The following is a 24,701-nucleotide window of genomic DNA, read 5'->3' as shown; positions in this document are numbered from 1 at the left end:
TGCTAAATATCTACACCACTTCAGATGGGGCTTTAAGTCCATCGAAATGGTAAGTGAAGGTTTCCCCATGCATTTCCGACTGGATGCCCTGATAAAGCATATCCAATAAAGCTTTCTTTTGAGTTGAAGTGAGATCCATCATTTCCACGTTCTTACGGATATGCTGAACAATCTCCAGCTCCTCAATTTCAAGCTGTCTTAATGTATAGACATAGCCATAAATCGCTCCTTGCAGGATCTTTTGATAAGGCAATTGCTGCTGAATATGATTTTCCAGACTGCCAAATACGCGCTCATTGAAGCCTAGTTTTCTCAGCGGATCGCGAGCCACCCGTTCACACGTATCTTTATAAGCAGAGCGGCAAGAATGTAGAAAACTCTCCGCCATTCGATCTAGCTCTTTGGCCTGATTCGGTACAATATTCGCTAAACCTAGTTTTACTTCCTCAACCACCTGCTCCACATATTTCTTGATCTTGGCATCCGCTAACGCAATCCCGATCATGTCATGGCCATGCATACTGGCATACCAGGCCGTCATGGCATGGCAGCCATTCCACAAACGATTTTTAATGATCTGAATATCAGAAATCTGCTCAACCAGAATCATTTGGCGCATTTTATTGAGGATCGGGCTACGATTTTCCACATAAATCGGCATATCTGTTTCGCTATGGAACAGGATCAAATCCATATTCTGCAAAAACTGACCCGCCTGAAATTGACCACGCATATCCGCCAAACAGTTGGTGATCTGCTGTTCTTGTTTCTCGGTCAACGCGGTTTCATCTGACAACTCGATGGCCTCATCATTCAGATCGGATTGATATTGTTTGAATAAGCGGTGTTTGATATTCAACTGGCGATATAAGGCTTGATCGGTCAGCTTTGCCACCATTCGGTTAACGACGGTATCGCAAAAATAGTGTTCACTTAGAATATGCTCCGCAATATCCTCATCGGTGATCTCGAGCAAGGCTTCACGGATATTTTTCAGTACCAGATATTTTGCACAGACTTTATTCAGGATAATCAAGAAGGTAATCGGCTCATGCTCTTCCGTATCTTGCGACATAAAACGCGCCAATAGTCCTCTTGCAATTGTTTTCGCTTCCGATGCAATAGCCTGTTCAGGCAAACACAGCGCAATCAGACTTGAATGCATATACATCTCGAGCATCTGCTGTTCATTGTCTGCATCGATTACAGTCAGATTCTCAATCCGCTCATCATACGAGGATTGTCCATAACGGATACTGTAGCTGCCAAAACTATTGACTGATTCCAAGTACAAGCGATTTCTGGTTGAAGCGAGAATACGTTTGGGTCTGGTAAAACCATCCCAATGTGACAATACCTGTGCGATATAACCACCACCGATGGCGCCAAAACCATGAATCCCGACGGTCAGTTGGTTGATACTTTGCGGAAATGGTTCTTGTAACTGCGGCATTCCCATTTCAGGAATATATTGATCCAGTGCATTCAAGCACTCATACATATCCTGATAATAGAAATTTGCTTTGGCAAGCATACTGTCATTGGGTTCTTTTATATCTTTAAATAAAATGGTGATCCCGCCCGCATCGCAGGCTGAGCAGATCCCGTTTTCAGAATCTTCAAACATCAAACATTGTTGAGGCTGCAAATTTAATTTCTGCGCAGCTTTAATAAAAATTTCAGGATGTGGTTTACCTTTTTCGACTTCGTCACCACACACCAGAAGATCAAAAAATTTATAGACATTGGCATTGATCAGGTATTCTTCGGCAATTGCCCGACGACTTGATGTCGCGACAGCCATTCTTAAACCAGACTTGCGTAAACGTTCCAGTACCTGAATCAGGCCCTTTTTGATCGGAACACCATTATGACGAACTGATTCTAGTTCAAGTTCATCAGCACGTCTTCGGATTGCTTGATAAGGAACATCTTCACCATAAAAAGTTTGGGCAAGCTGTTCAGCAGTTTTTGCACTGAGTCCAAGACACTGCATTAAATATTCATCTGAAAATTCCTGTCCAATGAGTTCTTGGGACGCCTGTTTTAATGTTTGAAAGCGTAACCGCTCAGTATCAAACATTGTGCCATCCATATCAAAAAGCGCTCCCTGAACAGGATAATCATGAAAAATCAGCATCTTTACTCCTTTGTTTTGTTATTGCGCTTATTAGATTAACTAAAAAATCATGACAAAATTTAGACTGTAAATAAATGAAATAAATTTGATTAAAAAATAACCTTAAGTTATTTTTTTCAGCTTATAGTTGACTAAATTTGTAAAGATTACTTGCATCCCCAACAAAACAATGATTGATTTTTAATCAGCAACTTTGATGATATAGAATAAACCCGACTTATAATTAAATAGGAAATAGACAAATAAAGTGGAAAAATAGAATATTTTTAACTATTTATGGATATCAAATCGAGTACCCATTTCGGTAATAGAATGAAATAGCAAAAAAAAGCCGCAGAACGCGGCCTTGAAATTCAAAGATCTACTCTATATTTGGCCTGCACCAACAACATGAAAATCACACATAGAGATGGAATGGCTGCAATCACAAATAAATGGGTAATGACCAAAGATTTAGCCAGATATCCACCGAATAATGGCCCGATCACTGAACCTAAACGGGCAATCCCAATACTCCAGCCCACACCCGTTGTACGCAATGAAACTGGATAATAACTTGCAGAGAGCGCATTAATAGCAGGTTGCCCACCAACAATCGCAAAGCCCGCAATAAAGATAACCACAAATAACAAGGCAATATGACTGACCGAATATCCAATCAGGGCAACACTAACAGCAGCCACTATAAACACTGGAACTAAAACCTTATAAAAACCAATCTTGTCAATTTTTAAACCCATCACGATACTGCCAATCGTACCGCCCAACTGTAACGTTGAACCAATCATCAATGCCTGATTCAAAGAAAGGCCGGACTCTTTCGATAAGGTCGGTAACCAGTTGGCGAGAAAATACAGACTGATCATATTTAAGATACTGATCACCCAGATCGAGTAGGTAAAAAAAGCCCGCTTATTTTTAAATAACTCCAATGGTGACTTTTTGATTTTAGGGCCGATATTGCCAATGATTTGAGTTGCTGTGTTGAGTTCCAATGCTGGATAAAATTTCTTCAGCCAGAATAGAATCGTTTTCTCATTCTTTTTGTGTTCACCTAAGAAATACAATGACTCTGGTAGTTTAAACAGCATAATAAAGAAAATGATCAGAGGAATAATGCCACCAAAATAAAAAATTGCCTGCCATCCGCCTATAGGCGTAAGTAATGCAGAAATTCCTCCCCCCAGCATGGCACCGACTGTATAACCACAAGAAATCACCATCATGGTCAAAATACGATATTTGTTAGGTACAATTTCAGAGCTATAGGCCATGGCATTCGGCATGATACCGCCTAAGAAAATGCCCGTGATAAAACGTATAACAGCGAGCTGTTCAATATTAGCGACATGCGGTGTCCATAACATCAATACAGAAAATATTAAGGTTGAGATCAATAAGATTGGACGACGACCAAACCGATCTGACAGCGAACTTAAAACAAATGAACCAACAAACAATCCAAATAAACTGGCGCTAAACACCACGCCTAACATGGTTTTTTCGACGCCCCACGCTTCTATAATCATCGGCGCGGCATAAGCCATTGCCTGAATATCATAGCCATCCATGATCATCAGCAATAAGCAGGTAAATAGAATAAATTTTTGATAACGCCCAACGCGCTGCTGGTCGATTAAATCATTTAATGCAACTTCTTTCATGGTGATTCCTTCTCCATGTTGCTTTACATATAATTTTGCAATCCATAATTACTTTATTCATAATCGGTTTATGATATTCGTAAATTAAGCAAATAACAATATGTTGTTTTGTTAATCAAAAACCTTTTTTTAATTTTACATATCAATATATTATTTATTTTTAAAATGATGCTTTCTATATAAAAAAACCTCAACACAAGTTGAGGCTTATCTTCAATCTAAATCTTAAATTCAGTCTAAGTCAGGCTTAAATCTTGAGACTGCTGCTGGGTAGATTGCTGCTGTGAAGCAGCATAATATTCGCCAAACTTGTCGTAAAATGTTTCTCTAAAACAGTAATACAACATCGCCGTTTTTTCGGGCATTGGAATTAAACGCTGGCTCTCATAGCACAGATCCGCCACCACGGCTGCATAAGGTTTTACGGTATGGTCTGGTTCGCCTACAATTTTTTTCGCTTCAGAATTCTCAAAAATATAAAAACTCAATAAACGGATGGTCGGTCTTAAAAAGCCTTTACCAAAAACGGATTTATCTCCAAAAAGCAAATGCCAGCCAAGATCGTGCTCATCACCGTCGTAATAACGCCCTAAGCGATCACGTTTCCCTTCATAAATTTCGGTATATCCCACATCCTTGCCATCAACACCCACAATCATTAAACGTTGATGGTCATCGGCCAGCATTTTGTCGAAATAAACTTGTAGTTCAAGTTCAGACTTATTCAGTTGCCATTGAGGAATTACGTGTGGCTCATGCATCCATTGATGCAATAAAGGAATATCCTGAGGATATTGGACTTGGCGGACATAATATTGTGTCCCATCTTCATAATACTCAAAATAATCAGGGAGTTTTTGTGACAGTGTAAGCATTAAGATATTCCTTGCCTTTAATATTAGATGATAATGATAATCAATTTTATTAAGACAAAAAGCGTTCTTTTTCTTGTTTTTTGTTAATGAACTGCATCTGGCGAAGATCACTAAACAGCAAATAGCCGTCAAATGCCTTATGAATTTAATCCACCAACCAAAGTAAAGATGAATGCTGCTAACATTGCGCCCCACCAGATCTGTATAAAATATTTTCTAAACAGGTAAAAACCAAGCACTTGTAAAAAGAAGGCCGCTGGCAAGATGACAAATAACCAGCTCAGTGGACCAACTGAGCTGCCTTCATACAGATAATTCAACACAAAAGAGAATGCTAAAAATATTACGACAGAAAAAGATAAAAGCTTTTTCCAAGTAGCATTTAGCCAAGTATATTGTAGTTGTTTCTGTCCATATTGGCTGAGCATGCAAGCTTGTATAAATGCGGCGAAGGCCCAGAATAATGCTGCAAGATTCATTTTAAAGCTCCTGCAGGCTTGAACTTATTCAGATAAAAATGAATTGCGCCGAGATAAAGCATTCCAATCGATAGCAGTGCCAAATCCACCCCAGCCAACGACCAGCGTAAATGGATGATGCTCTGCCACAAAGATGCCTCAGGCACCACAACAAAACTACTCAATGGAATGAGGAATAGAATCAAAGCCGTGCTTGCCAGTAATAGCAATACAGCCGCTCGCGTATTTAGTGTCAAGCTGATCAGTAAACTTAATAACCAAGTGAGGTAAAAAGCCGAAACTTCATAAGTACTTCTTGGCTCGAATGCTGAAGGTAACAGACGCCCTGCCAATAAATAACTCGTACAAGCAAAAGGCAACCCGAGAAAAGTAAAAAAGTTGAGATGCTGTACAAGTTTATAGCTGAAACGATGTTGCGCTTTAATACGTTTTTTCTGCCAGAGCAATGCCCCTGCGGCCAGCATCACACATCCAATAATGCCCATAACAGACAAAATCAAACGCATCCAGTAAGAGGCAAAATAACCCAGATGAATACCATAAGAAGATGAAGCCAACTGGGCAATTGCGCTTAAATTTCGAGGTTGATCCAGCTGCTCGGCAGTATTGGCAGCAAAAATATATTGTGGGGTATTTAAGGTAATAATATTTTTATAATTATAGTCAAAGGTGATCATCGCCTCTGGTGTATTGGGTTTCTGTACTTCAAACTTATCAAGTATTGCGCCTGTTTGTGACTGCGCTGGTAATTGTTGAATAAAGCGTTCCAATGGCTGCATGTTGCTCTGAGATGAGGATGGTTGCGGTTTTGCCATCTCTACAAACTGCATCTCATTATAAAATTGGGGTATGCCGTCTTGGGCATAATGCTTGGATAGTCCCCACGGCAACACCAGATAAAATAGAATCAGTAGTCCTGTAAAAGCCATCACCAGATAAAAAGGAAATGTAATCACTCCCGTTATATGATGCAGATCGAGCAAGGAACGCTGACCTTTAAAGGAACGAAATACAAAAAATTCTTTAATGATCTTTTTATGCGTGATCACGCCTGTAATCAAACTGATTAATAAGATCAGGGCAACAATGGCAACGATGAAACTACCAATCTTGGCAGGCAGTGGATAGAGGGTGTAATGCAATTTAAAAAAGAAATCACCTGCCAAAGTCTGTCGTGCAGGATTGAGCAATTCCCCTGTCATGGGATTCTGTAATTGTTGGTGTTTTCCTGTCTGATCCTGCCATTGCAACAAATTGACTGGCATGCGCTCATTTGCAACGGTCACACGCCATCTTTTTGCATCTGCGGCGTGCTGGTTTAAATAATTAAACGCTGTTTGAGCTGAGGTTTGGGCAGTCGGTAAAGTTTGAATTTGGCTCATCGCCTCGGGTTGTGCCCAGACATTAATTTCAGTACGAAAATACGCAATCGATCCGGTTAAGAAAATAAAGAAGATGATCCATAAGACAATAATGCCAAACCAGCTATGCAGAATGGCCTGAATTTGACGAAAGTTCATCTTAACTCATCCCCCACTTATGCATGAGTCCGTAGCCAGCCAGTAATAACACACCTAAGCCATGGATGATCCAGAACCAGCGTTTAGACATAATTGCACTGGTCAATATCACGTAAAAAATGAAAAAGATGAAACTCAGAAAGACGGCGAAATAGACATTTTCAGCTTTAGCAAAAGGTAACCAATCCGCCAAAACCAGACTGAGCCAGGAACTATAACAATAAGCAGCCAAACAGATAAAAAATACTCTGCGATAACTTAACTGAAAGGTTTCTTGTTTTTCTGAGGGGCTCATCCGTATTGCCTTAGCCTGTAAAATCCAGCATAAAAATGAAGAAATATCTGCATCTTCACAGATATTTCTTCAGTCAAGCTTAGTAATTAAATGTATAGCTTAAGCCATAGGTACGACCTTCAGCAGGGATCGCCAATAATGGATTCCCGTTTGAAACAGCTGCTTGCTGGGCAAATACTGTCTCGTATTGAAGTCCCCAAACATTATATACACCAAAGTCTACACGACCTTTCCAGGCTGGAACATGCCCTAACACATCCATAGTTGCATAGCCTTTAATTTTTGCAGCGGTATTGGCATCTGCTTTCACAGCCGCTTTAAATTCAGCATCCTGACTAGCGTTGGCACGCGCAGCTAAGTCACGATCATCATTATAGGCTTTATTGGTCCCTTTAATTGCCTGCATCTGTACGCGAAGACCATAGCCTTCATCATTTTCCCACTCAGCAAATAAAGTACCTTTTACTGGTGCGACAGCAAGTGAATTGAGCTCATGCCATTGGTTTGCAGCGTCTTTATATTGACCACGGGTATAGCCTAAAGTACCACCAACCTTGTAATGATCCATAAATGGATAACTAGCCGTTGCTTCCGCACCATAGACACGTTGGTCGGTATCTACAATCTGAGCTGCTCGGTTATTAAACTGAACAGTTTTATCAGAAGTATTATAGAAACCTGTTAAACCAAGGTTCAAACCATCATCCTGATTTAAACGCCAGCCCAATTCATAGCTGTTTACAGTAATCGGTTGCAAGTTCGAGGTTGAAACCGTAAAAGTCGATACATCACGAAGCATGCGCTGCACATCTGGGAAGCTGAAACCTTGTGAAAAGTTCGCATAGACTTGCTGTGCATCATTCAGCTTATATACAGCCCCTAAATTAAACAGGGGTTTATCATCATGAGTTGAACCCGCTGGAACCATGGTTGATTCACGACTCGGAATATAGGCATCAGTATCCGCTTGGATATATTGATAACGAACACCCGCCTGAATATTCAACTGATCATTAATGGCATAATCACCCTGAGCAAAAGCACCAATATTTTGGATTTCAGTATTTGGACCATAGCCCTTACGCTGGCCTGTTGGAGTGTAGACTAAATAAGGGTATTCAGTTGCGAGAATATCAATATATTGCTTGTCTTTTTCCCAATCATAATCAAGACCATAGGTTAATTTCAGATCTCGGTCTGCAATATTAAAGTCAGATTGCATGGTTGAACGTAAACCTGCAACTTCGATTTCAGATTGCGACTGGTTTACAGTTTTGACTGATTTAGTGGTTAAACCATAAGGGAAAAATCTTGATTTTTCATTACGATAATAGGCTTCTACATTCAATATCTGGCCTAAGAAATCTTGATTTTGGTATTGCGAATTCACTGCATAGCGTTCAGTAAATAATGGATTGCTCAGCTTCAAACCTTTAATGGCTTTATAGCTTGGCGTCCCCATATCATTACTTGTTGCTGTAGTCGGCAAATATGAATAATCTGGGCCGTAATCTGTATCTTGTTTATCTTTATAGTATTGCGCACCAAAGCTCAGACTTTGTTGATCTGTGAGATTGAAGTTCAAACGACCATTGACATCAATCGTATCGCTGTCCATGGTACTACCTTGCCAAGGACTTAGAGAAATACGATCGCCGTCTCCATCAAACTGCGAACCACGACTGGTAAAGTTCGCCCCAAGGAAACCATCGACATTTCCCTGACTAAATGAAACCGATTGTCCAACCTCATAAGCCAATCCGTCCCCACGGAAGGTGTCTGAAGATGTGATACCGACTTTACTTTCAAAGCTGAGTGGTTTTGAGGTATCAGCACGTTTGGTGATGATATTGATAATGCCACCTGTCGCACCAGAACCATAAATACTGGTTGCGCCAGAAATAATCTCAATACGCTCAATCATGCTTGGGCTAATGCTATTGAGCTGACGTGATACATCACGCGAACCCGTTTGAGATACCCCATCAATCATAACCAGCACATTTCGGCCACGCATGGTCTGGCCATAGTTACTGGTCGTTCCACTGCTTGGTGCCAATGACGGAACCAATTGCGCCAAAACATCCGCAACCTTACGCCCCGCGGTTGCTTGCTGTGCAATTTGATTACGGTCAATGGTCTGCACAGTCCCTGCAATTTCTGCAATATTCTTTGGTGTCCGCGTCGCTGTCACCACAATTTTCTCTAATTGTGCAACAGGTTTCTGCGTAGGCTCTGCCGTTACAGCCGCATTTACTGAAACAGTTTCTTCCGCATAAACATGTTGAGCGAACATTGCCAGTACCGCAAGGCAGCATGGCGTCATTTTAAACAGTACTTGTTTTGCCCTAAACTCATTATTGACTTTCATTTTCTCTTTCTCCAGAGCCCTTATATCACTCAAAAAATATCCAAAAGGCAGGCCATCATACTAAATTTAAATTTTAATGAGAATGATTTTTATTAAAAATAGTATTCATCTCGACGCTGCTGTTTAAAAAAATGGTCTTTTTTCAATTTTTCTGCTTGTTCGAGCTGCTGGAACTGTTCCAGATAGTCATGAGCAGTCTCTGATTTTAAGATAAAAACACCATCTGCATCACCAATCAGCAGATCACCTGATTGCACGGTAAACTGGTTCAATTCAATGCCAATATCCATTTCGACGAGACTTTCGCCTTCATTTCGTGTGGTTAAACAACTGACTGACTGAGCAAAAATAGGCAATTTGAGTTTAAGTAAGGCCTGTCGATCGGTGACAGCTCCTAGCACCACGACTCCCGCCAAACCACAATGAATCGCGGCAACACTTCTCTGCTCTCCCCAACATGCACGTTGCAGATCATATCTGGCATCGATGAGCAATACTTCATTGGGTTGGCAACTCAGCAACGCCTGTCGTAACTGACTGGCATTCTTTGATTGCAGACGAACAGTTCTGACCAAACCGACCAATTGTTGCTCAGGTGACATGGGGAAAATCTGTGGGACATGCCCTAGATCCAAGAGATGACCAATGGTCGAGGTTGCAATTTTTTTATAGGCTTCGACCAGCAATTCTGGCTGGATAACTTGACTCATGATTTTATCTCTGTTGATTTTTTTAGCTGTAATGGGCAATTTCGACACAGCTCCTGTCCTGCTTCCTCTAGTTGAAAATAGAAGCAGCACTTTTGTCGCATATAGGTATTGAATTCGGGCTGCCAGTTATTCCACAGCTTTAAAAAAGGGTTTTCCTGCAAATTAAAACTTTTTGCCGATTTTACTTTTAGCAACTGTCGTTGCTGTTGGAGTCGGGTATGCATGTCTTTGCTTAGATTTTGCTGAGCCAAAGCATGATAAAACTGCACCACACGCACAGCGACATTTTCCCAAAGTAATGCATAAGAAACGCGCCCAACGCGGGCAATCTGCTGCAATAAATCATTGAACTGTAGCAATATGACGTCAATTTCTTGTAGAGACATCACCTGAAAAGAATACATTGCCGAATCAGTTAGTTGCAGTCGTCTTTCCCAGTTCCATGTTTCAGGTAGCTCTACGATAAAGATCGAAGGCTGCCATTTTACAAAAGGAAGCGATGCCGCCTGACAGTACAAAAAAGGCAGCATCCACAGCGTGGCCCAATATTTAATAAAAAGTGAAGTGGCACATCTCTGATTCTTCGCATGAATACGTGTCGCAAAATCCTGTAGCACCTGCCGACAAATCGAGTCATCGAATAGATCTGCCAGCGTGATTGCCTGCTGGTTGGAACAATGTATTTCCAGTTTCAGATGCTGTTGCAGCACCGAAAAAGAAGTTTCCAACTGTGCTTGAAAATGGCGACACATATTCATTGAAATTTACACAGATTGAGCTAAAACATGCCAAAGTGGATTTCGGGTTTCCCCGATTCCTGACGGCATGCTACCAATACGGGTATCCTGTTCTAGCAAAGGTCGAATCAACTGTTTATAAGGCCAGTTTGGTGACTCAAACAGTAAGGCCTGCAACTGAGTTTGAATCTCAGGCTGGAAGTCCAGTTTTTCCAGAACGTGTTGTAATTGTTCAGCCAGTACTTGCCACAGCTGATCTGCTGATATCTGGTAATACTTTGCCAGCGTCTCGACAATACAACCTAAATTAACCTGAATTCCTAGCGTCTGGATATAAAACAGCAAAGCCTCGGCTGAATCATGATAAAGCGTATTTCTGAAATCATGCGGGCTTAAATAATCTGGATCATCCAGACCATTTTGCAGCACCCATGGTAGATAAATACGCAATGAATCATGATCTCTAAACATCAGGCCATCAAATTCACCATTCTTAAGCACCAGACATAGATTTTGCCCATGAATTTCTCCCATCAGCCCCAAGCGGAACAGACGTAAATTCACCTCAAAAAAGCATGCACATAATTTGGCAAACTGCTCCAAAACCTGTGCAGCATCATTCTGTAGCTGTTGAAGCTGTAAAATATAGTCAAAAACCGCAGGTTGACCTGAAATGGTATGTCCCAGACTGGCCATCGGAATCAGTTGATAAGGCTGCTGCAATAATTCAACTGGAATATGGCGGCGTTGGGCTGCCAGATGGGTTGGCTTCTCTACAAACAGCCATTCATTGTCCGCACTTCGATCCTGTTGTTTTTCAGGTAAGTAAGACCACCATTGTGTTTCCTCACACAGCCATAATTTTTGCTGCAAAATCGGATCTTTGTGCTGGGCTTGGCGTAACAACTTCTGGTTTTTTTCTCCATTGATCATTTTCACGATCGGAAGAAAACGTAATGAACCCAGCGCCTTAATGCCTATCGGCAATTTTAGGCTTTCTTGTGGAATTTCCTCAGACAAAAGACTGCGCATCGAGGCACTGGCATACATGCCTTTTGAAACAAAGTTCAATGGCTGACAAATTCCCGCCGTGATATCTTCCGCGAAGAATTGCTGAAATAAATGCTGGAATTGCCACGGATGTACAGGCATGGCGATATGCGTTTCACTCAATCCGCGCTGGAACATTTCCTGTTTCAGTTGGTAGCGTTCAGCACGATTAATGAAAATCTGGCTAGGTTGTTGCGTAAAAACATCCTCAACACCTGCACCAAACATCATTTTATCTTTATGCACCGCAACCCAATGAATATTCAGTTCTTGAGCAAATTCAGGACAATATTGCAGGTACTCTTGCTGACTCAATCCTTCCTTTAACTTGGATAAAGGATGATAAGGACGATCCCGATAACCCGCATATTGCTCTAAAATGCGGAACACCTGTGCTGAGCTTTGATGAATCAGATCATGGGCATTGACTTGATGCTGTTGTAGCAGACGATATTGCTGCAAACATTTCTGGATTTGCTCTGAAAAGATTTTAAGCTTGTCGGCCTGACAGTGTTGAAATAACCCAATCTGTTGCAGACATTCAAACAGTTCAAATAATTCAATCGAGTGGATTTGAGTTTGCTGATTGCTTGTTTCAACTCGCAAAATTTCCGACTCGGCCGCAAAAGACCACGCTTGTGCAATGCCTTGCTGTACTGGAAAAATAACAACATATTGTGAATGTTGTTCAGGCAACAGTACAAAGTACTGCTGCTCAAGCGTGTTGTTAAATTGCTGTTTCAAGTCAAAACCGAATGTATCCAGCTTGGTCTGTGCTGTTGAATAATCTACAACAGAGTACTCAGGAATCAGTGCCTCAACCAGTAAGGCATTGACAAAGTCTTGTAAAATGGTTCTGTCCGTCAGTTGATAGACAGGTTGAAGTGCATTCATAAATAATCTCACTTCCCCTGCGCTTTAAACGGCGCCAATGGGTTATCAACAAACTTGATCTGAATACGACCATCACCAAACAAACGGCGTTTGGTCAATGACTCAATACGTAACTTTTCCGCAAAAACATCAAAAATTTGATAGCGCTGATGATGTTCAGGATGTTGTTGTTGATAATCTTGAATGACTTCTGCAGCCCATTGCCAGAAATCCTGTTCTGCAACTGAATAAGTCTGATTGAGGAAAATCGCAATATCAGTCAATGCCACAAAGAACAGGCAGGCACAGCTAAAGTCTCGAATCCCATCCAGATCATCAGTCAAGATAAAGGACATGCTATTGGTTTTGGCATGTTCAGGCGGCAACTGATCCAGTTCAGGCGCCAGCTCTGGATGAGCCAGATGTGCTGGACTGTAACGTACGCCGTCATGAAAATCTTTAAGCAAAATACGGGTTGGCCAACCTTGTTGATGCACCAGAATAATATTCTGCCCATGCGATTCAGTCGCAATCCCTTCGGCAAACAGCAAATGAATCAATGGAGTAATGACCACTTTCAACAATTGACGTGTCCATTGCTCAACCCCGTAGTGTTGCAACCACGGCGCAATCATGGCCTGACCATCTTTTTGAATATGGCTTACCCCATTCAGTGGAATCGCATCTTCACCTTCACGTAAATATTGATGGACACTTTCACGCCATAAGCATCCGATCGTGCCATAGGCCTGTTGCGCATGCGAAGCAGGCAAACGGGTAAAATCAACGCTCAGACCATACACCTCACGCAACACTGCAAAATCGAGCTGTCGAGCAGTTTCACTTTGATCAATCAGGCGTTGCAACCAGTCGGTAATAATCGGCCCGTTCATAACCGTATGTTTTGCCAGTACTCGAGAACTAGAAGTATTGGTCAAACTCATTGAAAGCTTGATATAAGGTTTTTCTGGATGCTGTAAATTGGTGACTGTACGCAAGGACTGCTGTGCCAGATAACGGTCTTGGCTATGACCTAAATAAATAATGTCCTGATCTGCAATTTCTTCTGCAAAAATCGAAATCAGGTGATTTTCCCATTGCCAAGGATGAACGGGAATCCAGACATATTCAGCGGCGTTTTGAGTTTGCTTGTCCAGTTGTTGCTGAAACTGGATCAAATCCTGTGCATTGAGTTGTTCTTTAAAAAATGCTTCTGTTTCAATATGACTCGAATGGTTTTCTGCAACAAGCTTCTGATGTACAGCCAACCAGACCAAAGCCATCGGCTGGGCAAACTCCACCCCATAACGGACATTGTCTTGCAGACTAAAGCCGACACGGGATTTATAACAAGGATGATATGGATGCCCATCCATCAAATAAGATTCCAGAATATCGTATGGATATTGAATTGCTGGCAAGGCGTAGTTTTCAAAACAGACTTGTGATTGCAGGTCGTGAATATAAGTCCGCTTTAATTCAAAAATAAAATCTTCCACTTTGGTCGCGTCGGCAATCGAGCGCAGGATTTCATCAATAACCTGATTCAGACGAGCCGGTTGCAGGTTACCTTCAGCATCCTGACGGAGCACATCCTGATCACGTGCCAGACGCACCAACTTATAACTGTATTGGCGTTGCCCTTTGGCAATATACTGAACCGCTTGCTGTTGGCGATCCTGCACCTGAACAATAAAATTTTCACCATCATGATCAGCCGCAATAATTTCTTCAAAAATCAGGGCTTGTAATAATTGCTTGATGACACGTTGTTCAACGCGTTTGGCCTGATCAGACTGTGGTTGTTGCCAGGCTTGAAAAGTATTTTGAATCACATGTGTATTTGCTAAAACTGGATGTAATTGTCCCATGTTGCTCTTCCTAATTATTTAATTCATTTTGTGTTGATCTGGAAAGCGCCATGCATAAGGCAAAGCGCACAAGATAAGAGCCGTACAAAAAATAAAGATTTCCTGAATGCCCTTAAATGAATCCAGTGTTGTATGAGGACTGATCTGAAAAAGATCCTGACGTAATTGCAGATATAGCGCAGCAAGCACCACTGCAACTGCGGCAAACAGCCGACGGAACAGATTGTTCAAGGCAGCCGCCTGAGTGACCAAATGCTGTTGTTGCTGACGCAAGCTGTTAAGCCCTGCTGTGGTCGATGGCATATAGGACAGTCCCATACCCAAACCATGCAACATCATGCAGAAGATGATGAACCAGACATTTTTCACAGGCGCCCATGCCAGCAAGGCAAAAGACAATGCAGTAATCAGCAACCCCAGACTCATAATTTTTGCGGCGCCGTAACGATCAAGATATTTGCCAGCAGGTTGACTACATAAACCTGTCACCAAGGCACTGCTCATCAAAGCAAAACCCGTCCAGAGTGGGCTGAGATGCAAACTCTGTTGAATCCACAACGGCACCAGCAACATACCAATAAACAAACCTACCGTTTGTGCGACACAGATCATCAAACTGAATCGAAAACCTTTTGCAGCAAACAAGGCAGGCTCAATCAATGGGCTGGTCTGATTTTTTTGTCTTCTCGCAAACTGCCAAAATGTGAAAGCACTTAATGCAAGCAATAACCAATAGACAGGTTGTGCGATATCTTCAAGTTGATGAATCTGACTCAAGGTGCCTAATAGCAAAATAATGCTCAGGCTCAGGCAACTAAAACCGATCCAGTCAAAGGACTGATTGCTATCGCCTTGTTCTTTAGGCAGATAGAGATATCCCAACACCAGAGCGATACAGGCAATTGGCAAGTTAATGAAGAATAAAGCCTGCCAATCAAGCCACACCAAGACCAGCGCGCCTAACATCGGCCCAACGGCCAAAGTCAGCATAATCATCGCGCCCCACAAACCTGTGGTACTGCCCCGTTGTTCGCTCGGCGTCACTGAAAAAATCAGACCGAGTGATAATGGAATCATCAGGCCACTACAAAACCCTTGCAAGGCTCTTGCAATCAGGACGGACTCAAACTGATTGAATAAACCACCCACTGTCGAAGCCAAAGCAAAACACAACAATGCGGTTAAATAAGTTTGTCGTTTGCCAAAACGCTGGCTGAAATAACCCGCCAGGGGCAAGCTGATACTCATTGCCAGTAAAAATGCGACCACCACCCAACTTGCCCAGATTTCACCAATCTGGAAATACTGCATCAGCTGGGGGATGGCAGGATTAAAACTACTGTTGTTTAAACTGACGGTCCCTGTACCTAACATGACCGTGAGTAAAACATAACGCTGCAAACCGACTTGTGCCGCTTGATTGATGGGTACAGAAGACCGTTCCATACGTGCGATTCCTCTGTTGACCTTAGTCAATGTGCTCTGACAACTTTACTTGTGCATAAAAAGCGGGAGAAGTATGCCGAAGCTGTCCAGATTTATGCGTCACACGGGATAATCCTGAATCAGCCAGTTGCACATGGTTTCGTGCAGGTTGTTCTGACGATACAGAGGGCGCCACGCCAAATTGTTGATAGGACTGGGCCTGATCCAGCTTAAACAGTTCTTTGCCTAATAACTGATTGGCAATGGTGGCTGCCCGATGAGCGCCTAAACCTAGATCTGGTGTGCCGACACCATGATGGAAAACTTCCATATTTTGCAGAAAAATTCGCCCATCACCGCGATAGTTCACTTCAAAATCTGCGCTGACTTGCCAGCGTTGTGTCTGATCAAGCGGAATCAACGTTTGTAGATTTTCCAAGAAAGCGGGTTTTGGATAACGATAGCCAGTAGCCGCAATTACACTATCAGCATCCAGTAGATAACGTTCGCCTTGCTGCTGGTGCTCGAAACGCAAACGAATTTTCTGATTTTCCAGCACTTCGGCATGCTGTAATTGATGATGGCCTGCGAGCGTGACTTCGGTGTTATGCCCTGCGATACTACGGTGATACAGTCGTTCGTAAATATCACGAATGGTCTTGCTACTAATCCCCTTATAGAGATTGGCCTGCTGTGCTGGTAATTCAGCCTTTAATCCAGCCGGCAAATGATAGAAATACTGCATATAGTCAGGGCTGAAATGCTCGAGTCCCAACGGTGTATTCTCCATCGGGAAAAAACCCGCAGAGCGTGTCAGCCAATGCAAATGAAAATCAGGCGTTGTTTTCCCTTGCGTATATTGCCGGTCAAATAAATCGATAAAAATTTCCGCGGCTGATTGGCCTGAACCAATCAACACTACATTCCCTTTTAACTGCGCAGGACATTGCTTTAAATATTCAGCCGAATGTAAGCATTGCTTTGTTTTCGGATATGCCTGCTGCAAACTTTCAGGTAAATGCGGAACTGTACCAATCCCCAAGACAAGCTGACGCGTTTGATAGCGCTGTTTTGCACCATTCCTCAGAACTTCAACCTCAAAACCGCCTTTAATCGGCTGAACATCCAGAACACGACTATTGAATTGAATATGCTCTAACTGCTGCACCACCCACTGACAATAGTGGTTATATTCCTGACGTGGAATATATAAATTTTCACGGAAGTAAAACTTATATAAACGCTGCTGATGCTTTAAATAATTGAGAAAGCTATAAGGACTAGTCGGCTCAACCAGACTGACCAGATCCGCCATAAACGGAACTTGCAGCAAGGCATTGGGCAATTGCATGCCCGCATGCCAGTCAAAACCATCTTTTTGTTCAAAGAACTGATAGTTAAGATCACTTTTATTTTGCAGCAAACTGGCTAGACTTAAATTAAAAGGCCCTAACCCAATGCCAATAAAATCAAGCATAGCTCACATCCTTCTGTTCAATAAACAGAGGATTTTGCAGTTGCACATAGACCGACTGATGTTCAACTGGAGCAATCAATTCATCCAGCTCATGCAAGCGTGTCAGCAAGTTACCTTTATATGGCAAGGTTTCATTAAACAATAAACCCTGTAACAAGGTACTGTCCGGATACTGCTGCAATAGGTCTTGCAAGAAGACTTTTAAATGCTCAAGCAGAACATCTTCACTAATGTAGCCCGTTGCACCAATCGCATTGATAATGCCGAACAGGGTATTTCCAAAGAAATAATAACTGAAACGTTCATCAACGAAGTCTTTCGGCCCGACTGCAAATGCCTTTTCTTTTAGCTCAGGTAAAGCCTTTAAAATCTCAGTGGCAAATTCTTCGATATAGTAGAAGCCTTGATTATCACGTAGCCACAAGGTCTTTGGAAAATGATTCTCCATTTCCAGCAAGACATTTTGCTGATGAGATTCGAATGCCATCCCATAACGATGATAGAGATACATTAATGGTTGCAGACTCACTTCAAGGAAGCGGTTAAACCAGTCCAGTGCAATCTCAGAATGATCCATTTCAGGATGTGCTTTGGCAATTTTTGCGAAAAGCGCATTAAAACGATTTAAACCCTTGCTTGGATGATCCTGACATAATGAGGCAATACAGGTAACTTGCTGTTGTGGACTAAAAGGTTGATCACGGAAAATACAGATACTTTCATTGACCACTTCACCATCAATTTGCAAAGCCATCCATGCAGGATCATTAACGGCTTTTAAACTTGGACAATGTTTTAAAATATTCTGACCAAATTCACTGTGCCACAAACGATGGGTCAGTTCACCACGATGACACTCTTTCGCCAGATTGACACGGATTGAATTGGTAATCATCACAGAAAGTGAAGGTTTCACCATCCACGGCGCATTAAAACTCGCCAGTGTACGAATCGAAGTCGTCGGTGAAAATTGCCAGCCACGTAAGCCCAGATCAATCAGCTGTCCAGTTTGTTTCAAACGCTCAAACCACGGTTTGCTTTGTAAATAGCGTGCCTGCCAAGGATGTAAAGGCAGCAATTTATACTCGCTATGCGTGTTGAGCAGCTTGAGATCATTTTCAGATAAATACCATTGCAATGCGCTTTTAAGCTGGGCTGAAATTGCTTCATCGGTCGCACTGCCCTCAGCAATATAATCCTGATGCACAAACCAGTAATGTAGTTGAGTCTGGCCTTTATGTTCAGGAGAAAACTTGAGCCAGTCCTCATGCACAAAACCTGTTCTACTCTTTGGTGCAGGGTGCATACTGTGCCCGAGCACCAAAGCCTGTTCAGATTCAATAAAATTCTGGCCTGCTTTGACCAGATCATCAAAATCATGTTCACGCTGTACTAAAAACTGCTGTAAAGCATCGCGGCTCTGAATCCATTTTTCGACCAAAGAAGCAGCATCTAAAGGAATATCAGATTCAAAAACCAGTTCTTCCAGCAAAAGACCAACGATTGCAACGGGACTGAATGTTCTTACTTGTCCTTGAATAATAATTTGCGGGAAATCGGCTAAACGATGTCGCCCGACTCGACTGACATACGCTAACGGAAAATAGCACTGTGCTTGAATGGAATGGATCGGAATGGTTAACAGCGTCAAACCTTGGCTAAACGCGTGTTGTTGTGGACTTTGCTGATTTTTATTAAGCAAGTGACCTTTGCCTGTTTCTTGCGTATAGGCGTTGACGAAGTGTTGTATCGCCAACCGATTGGCAAGTGATTGCATCCGATTGTATCCTCTATCCAGAGATCTGATTTATTTTTCGAAATGTTTTAGGCCATAAACATATCCTAAGCGGAACTAAGTTACGTTTAAGACGAAGCTAATGATAATTATTATCATTTATATTTTCAATTCAGCACTGCCCGCAAAAATTACAATCTAATTGCTTGAATTAACTTACTTTAGAGATGCTTTAAGCAAAATGAGATACAAAAAGATAATAATAGTTCTTATTTAATAAAATGATAATTTACTCATCGGCAATAGCTTTTTGTGATTCTAAAATCCTATAAATAACAGTGTACTAAAACAAAAACAGCCCGAAATGATGACTTTAATTGCACAAAATATCAAAAATGAGTTCATTTATACCTTTCTAGAATGCTTCATCTGACTTATTGCCTATCTCTTGCATCACTTTATAAAAATGATCACTTTTCGCCGTTGCACTGTTCCCTATTTTCTCCACTATAATGCCGAAAATTTAAAAATCATTCTCAGGGCGAGATCACAGGAACAATGATGAAAAGCAATAAAAGACGGCATCACACATCAGATGCAAAAAATATTATTCCACTTTTATCCATGAGTGGATTTATTTTATTTTCAAACGCTTCTTTTGCCGCAGCTTCAACCGAAGCAACACTTTCAGACAATAAGACTGAGCAACTACCAACAATTACCATTACTGCTTCACGCTCAGATGAACTTTCCTCTTCTGCCAAGCAGGTCACTCGACTCGATGAAAAGCAGATTGAACTTTTGAAAAATGCGTCATCGGGTAATATTGCCACCCTACTCGCCAAAGTCGTGCCCGGCTTATCCGATTCAAGTCGCACCATGACCGATTATGGGCAAACCTTACGCGGCCGTAATGCACTTATTCTGGTCGATGGCGTCCCGATGAATCTCACCCGTGATACCTCAAGAGGACTTTCTGCAATAGATCCTGAGAGTATCAGCAATATTGAAGTGATACGTGGAAGTAATGCGATCTATGGTAGTGGAGCTGCGGGCGGAACCATTTCGATTACAACAAAAGCTGCAGGCGGTGAACCGAGCGCCAAGACCGTAATTGGGTTACAAAGTTCACTGACCAACCCTCGTTCGGATGCCTTAAGTGGAGACATTCATCAATATTTTTCGGGTAGTTTGAACGATTTCGACTATGCACTGGATTTTGGTTATCAACGCATTGGCAGCCCTTACGATGCGCGAGGCAAACGGGTTGCACCAGAACCAAGTCAGGGTGATCTTTTCGATGCAGATGCCTATAGCATTGGTGCCAAACTTGGATATCACATTGATGATAATCAGTACCTGCAACTTGCCGCGAATTATTATAATGCGGAACAAGATTCTGACTATGCTTCTGATCCAAGCGTTGCCCAACTCCCCCCAGGCAGTGTCCCTGCAAAGGCAATCAAAGGACTGAAATTAAAAGAACAAAATAAGAATGAAAACCAGATTTATAATCTGACTTATAGCCATAAAGATTTCTTCGGCAATAAGGTGGATGCTCAAATTTATTATCGTGACTTTTTCACCCGCTTTTCGCCATTTGATGCCCGTAAAGTCCCTACCCGAGGTGGACAAGTCGATCAGGTTTATCAAGAAAATAATGTATTGGGCAGCCGCTTGACTGTAAGTACTCCGCTAGAGTTTCTTGGAGATAGCTCTCTGGTGTGGGGTGGCGACTTTAGCCGTGAAAAGAGCGAAATGCCGCTGGATACTTTCGATCAGAATATCTATGACCAATCTGGTGGCCTCGAATTCGTTAAAAATGGAAAGCTGATTTATTTACCTGAGCTCACCACTCAAAGCATGGGCGCATTTGCTCAATTAAAACACCGATTTAACGATCGATGGTCAGCTGAGGTCGGCACGCGCTATGAAGACAGTTATGCAAAAATTGATAGTTTTGTGCCTTTGTCCCAACTCAATGAATCTGATCCCTATACCGTTCAGGGCGGTAAAGTAAAGGCTGACGCATGGTTGTACAATGCTAATCTTACTTTCTCACCAAATGATGAACATTCAATTTATGCCTCATTTAATCAAGGTTTCCAGTTACCCGATGTCGGTGTTGTTATTCGTAATGCAGGAAAAGATTTTGACTTAGGTTCTTCATTCTTAGAACCTGTCAAAGTAGACAATTATGAACTCGGCTGGAATGGCCATTTCAATAACTTTAGCTCAAGTTTAGCCGTATTCCACTCGACGTCCGATCTGGGTGGCGTGCAATCCTTTGGCAATGGATTAATTTTGACCCGAACCAAGGAAAAAGTGACTGGTGTAGAAGCTACTCTGGATTATCTTGAAGATGCAAAAGTCTGGGGCGCTGGCGGTAGCGTTAGCTGGATGAAAGGTCGTGAAACCCCACAAAATAGTCATACCGAACAGGATATGACAGGTTTCCGTATCCCGCCATTAAAAATTACCGCCTACATTTCCTATAGCCCGACCGATACGTGGACCAACCGTATTCAGGCGACATATTTCGGTGCAGAAGATTACCGTCTCAATGGTAACAATGGCTTCGGTCGCTATGATGTCAAATCCTATACCACAGCGGATTTAATCAGCAGTTTTGCCATCAATAAACAGGATACGGTGACGATTGGAATCGAAAATATGTTCAATCGTGAATACTATCCGCTTTATAGCCAGCTGATGCGAAATAGTAATAATACCAGTCACTTACTCGCGAGTGGCGTAACCGCTAAAGTGTCTTATACACATAAATGGTAATTCAGAAGCTCAAATACGATAGATATCTTCTGATATCTATCGTTGTTCCAATCTTTAGCTTTTAATTATCACAGTTGAATTAACAAGAACCTTAACACTCAATATCAATATTTTATAAATCAAGTACATCGACAAATTGTGCACCCAGTAATTTCGCCAGATCCTGAGGATTTAATCCAATATCCAGTCCTCTTTTGCCCCCACTGACATAAATTTTGGCAAAATTTTGCGCCGTGGCATCAATCACGGTTTTCAGTCGTTTCTTTTGTCCTAAAGGACTAATCCCCCCAACCAGATAACCAGTTAAGCGTTCAGCATCTTTTGGATTGGCCATTTGTAATTTCTTGCAGCCCACTGCTGCTGCAACCTTTTTCAGATTGAGTTGATGATTCACGGGTAAAATTGCAATAAAGTAATTTTTTTCATCTGTGACCATTAAGGTTTTAAATACTTCTTCAACCTTTAGATTTAACTTTTCTGCTGCTTCCAGCCCAAAACTTTTTGCATTGGCATCATGTTCATATTCATGAATTGAAAAAGGTATTTTATTTTTTTCTAACAACTTACAAGCGGGTGTCATATCTATTCAGTATTTTTGCTTTAAGGATAAAGTGAGATAAGTGTAGCACTTTAAAAATAAAAGATTAAATTTGCTTAGGCTATTTTGATCATAAATCTATTCTTGATAAATCAGCAAACAACCTCATATATTTGCTAAAGATGAAATGCACAGGCTCAAACAATTCATGAGTTATAAACATAATAATTTGATGGCAATGCGCCAGAATTATTGGGACGATGAAAGCTCTTCTACAGTCCAAGCGGAAAAACAGTTTTTAAAAGATCTCCTTGTTGAAGAAGACGTTTTTAAAGATGCGACTTTAGACGACACCAAGTATTTTTTCTTTACACTGCCCAGTATTATTATTGTGAAAGCTTATGCGCTCGGCTTTCATCATAGTCAGGTCAAACGAATGTTGATTAAACATATTCATACCCATCGAGCCGCACTCATGAAACGGGCAGCATTAAAAATTCAGTTTAAAATTTAGGACATATGTATACAAAAGCCAAAAGATAGATCTAATTTCTACTTAGGCTATTTGTGGACAATTCTCCTATTGCACAAATTTAGACTGATAATTCAAGAGATTGAACTATTTTAATACGTTCAAAAGCGGTAATATCCGCTACAATTCATCTCTCGGCTTTCAACCCTCCGATTTCAGCATAGGATTTTTCTTTCATGTCAGATCAGAACGATAAGCTTAAGAATCTAAAAACCTCCTCGGTGGATCGTCGCTTATCTATCGCAAAAGCGTCTTTACTTGCTGGAACACGTTGGGCAACTGCAAGTGCAACTTCTCTTTTCTCAAGTGAAGAAGAAAAAGAGAAGAAACGTAAAAAAGCCATGGCTGAACAGGCGCATTATTTAGTTTCTGAAATTGGCAAACTTAAAGGTTCAATCGTCAAAATTGGTCAGATGATGGCTCTATACGGCGAACATTTCTTGCCTGAAGAAATTACACAAGCATTAAATACCCTGAACAATCAAACCGTGGCTCTCGCCTGGCCTGCAATAAAAGCACATTTGCAAGATCAGTTAGGTGCAAAACTTGATGATTTAACCATCGATCATGAGCCGATTGGCACAGCTTCACTTGCTCAGGTTCATCGCGCGACCCGTAAATCAGATGGTCAGGAACTGGTGCTTAAAATCCAGTATCCAGGTGTGGCAGAAGCGATCGACTCAGACATGAATCTGTTCAAGAACATGCTGAAACTGACTCGGATGGTGCCGCAAACCCGTGAGTTTGATCAATGGTTTGACGAAGTTCGTGACATGATGCATCGCGAAGTGGATTATGCGATTGAAGCAGCGACTACGTGTCGTTTCGCTGAACGTTTGAAAGATGATCCGCGTTATATCGTCCCACAGATTGTGGATGAATTCTGCGCTGAAAAAGTACTGTGTATGACTTTTGAACGTGGCGTCCCTGTGAATAGCCCAGTGATGCTTTCTCTGCCGCAAGAACGCCGCAACCAGTTGGGCGAAGCTTCTTTAGAAATTGCAGTGCGTGAGTTGTTTGAATGGGGCGAAATGCAGACCGATCCGAACTTTGGTAATTATCTGGTTCGTTTGGGTGATGGCAGTGAAGTCAACGATAAAATCGTTTTACTCGACTTTGGTGCAATTCGTCAGTTCGATAATAACTTGCTGACAGTCGCACGTAACCTGATTCAAGCTGGCTATGATCATGACAAAACCGCGATGGTCAAAGCCATGAAAGGTTATGAATTCTTTGATGGTATGCCAGAAAGCGTCAAACCGGGTATGGCAGATGTGTTCCTGATTGCAACGGAAGCCTTTAGCTGTCCAGAAAATAATCCTGATATGCCTGCGGGGATTATGGATGATCAAGACCGTTATGACTGGAAAAAAAGCCAGCTCCATAGCCGTGTGATGCAACAGGCTGGACAATCGATGGCTTCACGTTATTTCTCGGTTCCACCAAAAGAATTTATGTTTATTAGCCGTAAATTCATTGGTGCCTACACCTTTATGACTGTAATTGATGCAAAAACCAATGTCCGTAAAATGATTCGTCAATTTGCTTAATCAATCATTTCCTGTGAAATGAGAAAAAGCCTGTCCATTCATATGCACAGGCTTTTTTTAATCTCTATT

Annotated in this window: 18 protein-coding genes; 3 read left to right on the top strand and 15 right to left on the bottom strand. The window is 41.7% G+C overall.

Going from position 1 to position 24,701, the window contains the following annotated elements; all coding sequences use genetic code 11:
* Window positions 1-10: 10 nt before the first annotated feature.
* From mtlD to AWW72_RS10920, 14 genes are all read right to left on the bottom strand, one after another.
* Window positions 11-2,140 (bottom strand): bifunctional mannitol-1-phosphate dehydrogenase/phosphatase, encoded by a 2,130-nt coding sequence (mtlD, locus tag AWW72_RS10985; protein ID WP_062847357.1) that lies wholly within the window; start codon window positions 2,138-2,140, stop codon window positions 11-13.
* A gap of 353 nt (window positions 2,141-2,493) precedes the next feature.
* The gene (locus AWW72_RS10980; protein WP_062847356.1) at window positions 2,494-3,804 is read right to left on the bottom strand and encodes an MFS transporter; all 1,311 of its coding nucleotides are present in this window, start codon (window positions 3,802-3,804) and stop codon (window positions 2,494-2,496) included.
* A 236-nt stretch (window positions 3,805-4,040) separates the two neighbouring features.
* Window positions 4,041-4,679: a GNAT family N-acetyltransferase gene (locus tag AWW72_RS10975; protein ID WP_005257401.1), complete on the bottom strand. Its 639-nt coding sequence runs from the start codon at window positions 4,677-4,679 to the stop codon at window positions 4,041-4,043.
* Between the two features lie 137 nt (window positions 4,680-4,816).
* Window positions 4,817-5,158, bottom strand: a complete 342-nt coding sequence (locus AWW72_RS10970) for a hypothetical protein (RefSeq protein WP_062847355.1) — start codon at window positions 5,156-5,158, stop codon at window positions 4,817-4,819.
* Window positions 5,155-6,678: a PepSY-associated TM helix domain-containing protein gene (locus tag AWW72_RS10965; RefSeq protein WP_062847354.1), complete on the bottom strand. Its 1,524-nt coding sequence runs from the start codon at window positions 6,676-6,678 to the stop codon at window positions 5,155-5,157. Before AWW72_RS10965 ends, AWW72_RS10970 begins: the two co-directional genes overlap by 4 nt.
* A 1-nt stretch (window position 6,679) precedes the next feature.
* The gene (locus AWW72_RS10960) at window positions 6,680-6,973 is read right to left on the bottom strand and encodes a hypothetical protein (RefSeq protein ID WP_004772062.1); all 294 of its coding nucleotides are present in this window, start codon (window positions 6,971-6,973) and stop codon (window positions 6,680-6,682) included.
* 79 nt (window positions 6,974-7,052) lie between these two features.
* On the bottom strand, window positions 7,053-9,344 hold the full coding sequence (locus tag AWW72_RS10955) for a TonB-dependent receptor (RefSeq protein WP_062847353.1): 2,292 nt from the start codon (window positions 9,342-9,344) through the stop codon (window positions 7,053-7,055).
* 92 nt (window positions 9,345-9,436) lie between these two features.
* Window positions 9,437-10,054, bottom strand: coding sequence for an RraA family protein (locus tag AWW72_RS10950; RefSeq protein ID WP_062847352.1), 618 nt, complete (start codon window positions 10,052-10,054; stop codon window positions 9,437-9,439).
* Window positions 10,051-10,812, bottom strand: a complete 762-nt coding sequence (locus AWW72_RS10945; RefSeq protein WP_062847351.1) for a (2Fe-2S)-binding protein — start codon at window positions 10,810-10,812, stop codon at window positions 10,051-10,053. The genes AWW72_RS10950 and AWW72_RS10945 overlap by 4 nt, the downstream gene beginning before the upstream one ends.
* 6 nt (window positions 10,813-10,818) lie before the next feature.
* Window positions 10,819-12,735 (bottom strand): IucA/IucC family protein, encoded by a 1,917-nt coding sequence (locus tag AWW72_RS10940; RefSeq protein ID WP_062847350.1) that lies wholly within the window; start codon window positions 12,733-12,735, stop codon window positions 10,819-10,821.
* Between the two features lie 8 nt (window positions 12,736-12,743).
* The gene (locus tag AWW72_RS10935; RefSeq protein WP_047427237.1) at window positions 12,744-14,585 is read right to left on the bottom strand and encodes an IucA/IucC family protein; all 1,842 of its coding nucleotides are present in this window, start codon (window positions 14,583-14,585) and stop codon (window positions 12,744-12,746) included.
* An 18-nt stretch (window positions 14,586-14,603) separates the two neighbouring features.
* Entirely contained in the window at window positions 14,604-16,031 is a 1,428-nt protein-coding gene (locus AWW72_RS10930; RefSeq protein ID WP_062847349.1) for a DHA2 family efflux MFS transporter permease subunit, read from the bottom strand.
* A 22-nt stretch (window positions 16,032-16,053) separates the two neighbouring features.
* Window positions 16,054-17,487 (bottom strand): lysine N(6)-hydroxylase/L-ornithine N(5)-oxygenase family protein, encoded by a 1,434-nt coding sequence (locus tag AWW72_RS10925; RefSeq protein ID WP_062847348.1) that lies wholly within the window; start codon window positions 17,485-17,487, stop codon window positions 16,054-16,056.
* A complete protein-coding gene (locus tag AWW72_RS10920) occupies window positions 17,480-19,264 on the bottom strand; it encodes an IucA/IucC family protein (RefSeq protein ID WP_062847347.1) in 1,785 nt (594 codons plus the stop codon). Before AWW72_RS10920 ends, AWW72_RS10925 begins: the two co-directional genes overlap by 8 nt.
* A 519-nt stretch (window positions 19,265-19,783) precedes the next feature.
* Between AWW72_RS10920 and AWW72_RS10915 the strand changes: the two genes are divergently transcribed.
* A complete protein-coding gene (locus AWW72_RS10915; protein WP_062847346.1) occupies window positions 19,784-22,012 on the top strand; it encodes a TonB-dependent receptor in 2,229 nt (742 codons plus the stop codon).
* 112 nt (window positions 22,013-22,124) lie between these two features.
* Here the strand turns inward: AWW72_RS10915 and ybaK are convergent, their stop codons facing one another.
* A complete protein-coding gene (gene ybaK, locus AWW72_RS10910; RefSeq protein WP_004772048.1) occupies window positions 22,125-22,592 on the bottom strand; it encodes a Cys-tRNA(Pro) deacylase in 468 nt (155 codons plus the stop codon).
* Between the two features lie 166 nt (window positions 22,593-22,758).
* Here ybaK and AWW72_RS10905 point away from each other — a divergent pair, with 166 nt between their 5' ends.
* Both AWW72_RS10905 and AWW72_RS10900 read left to right on the top strand, forming a co-directional pair.
* The gene (locus tag AWW72_RS10905; protein ID WP_004772047.1) at window positions 22,759-23,064 is read left to right on the top strand and encodes a hypothetical protein; all 306 of its coding nucleotides are present in this window, start codon (window positions 22,759-22,761) and stop codon (window positions 23,062-23,064) included.
* A 194-nt stretch (window positions 23,065-23,258) separates the two neighbouring features.
* Entirely contained in the window at window positions 23,259-24,632 is a 1,374-nt protein-coding gene (locus tag AWW72_RS10900; RefSeq protein WP_062847345.1) for an ABC1 kinase family protein, read from the top strand.
* Window positions 24,633-24,701: the final 69 nt, after the last annotated feature.

Source organism: Acinetobacter sp. NRRL B-65365 (assembly GCF_001605865.1).
GTDB classification, from domain to species: Bacteria; Pseudomonadota; Gammaproteobacteria; order Pseudomonadales; family Moraxellaceae; genus Acinetobacter; species Acinetobacter vivianii.
The sequence above is the reverse complement of the archived record's forward strand: the minus strand, read 5'-3'. Positions and strand labels throughout refer to the sequence as shown.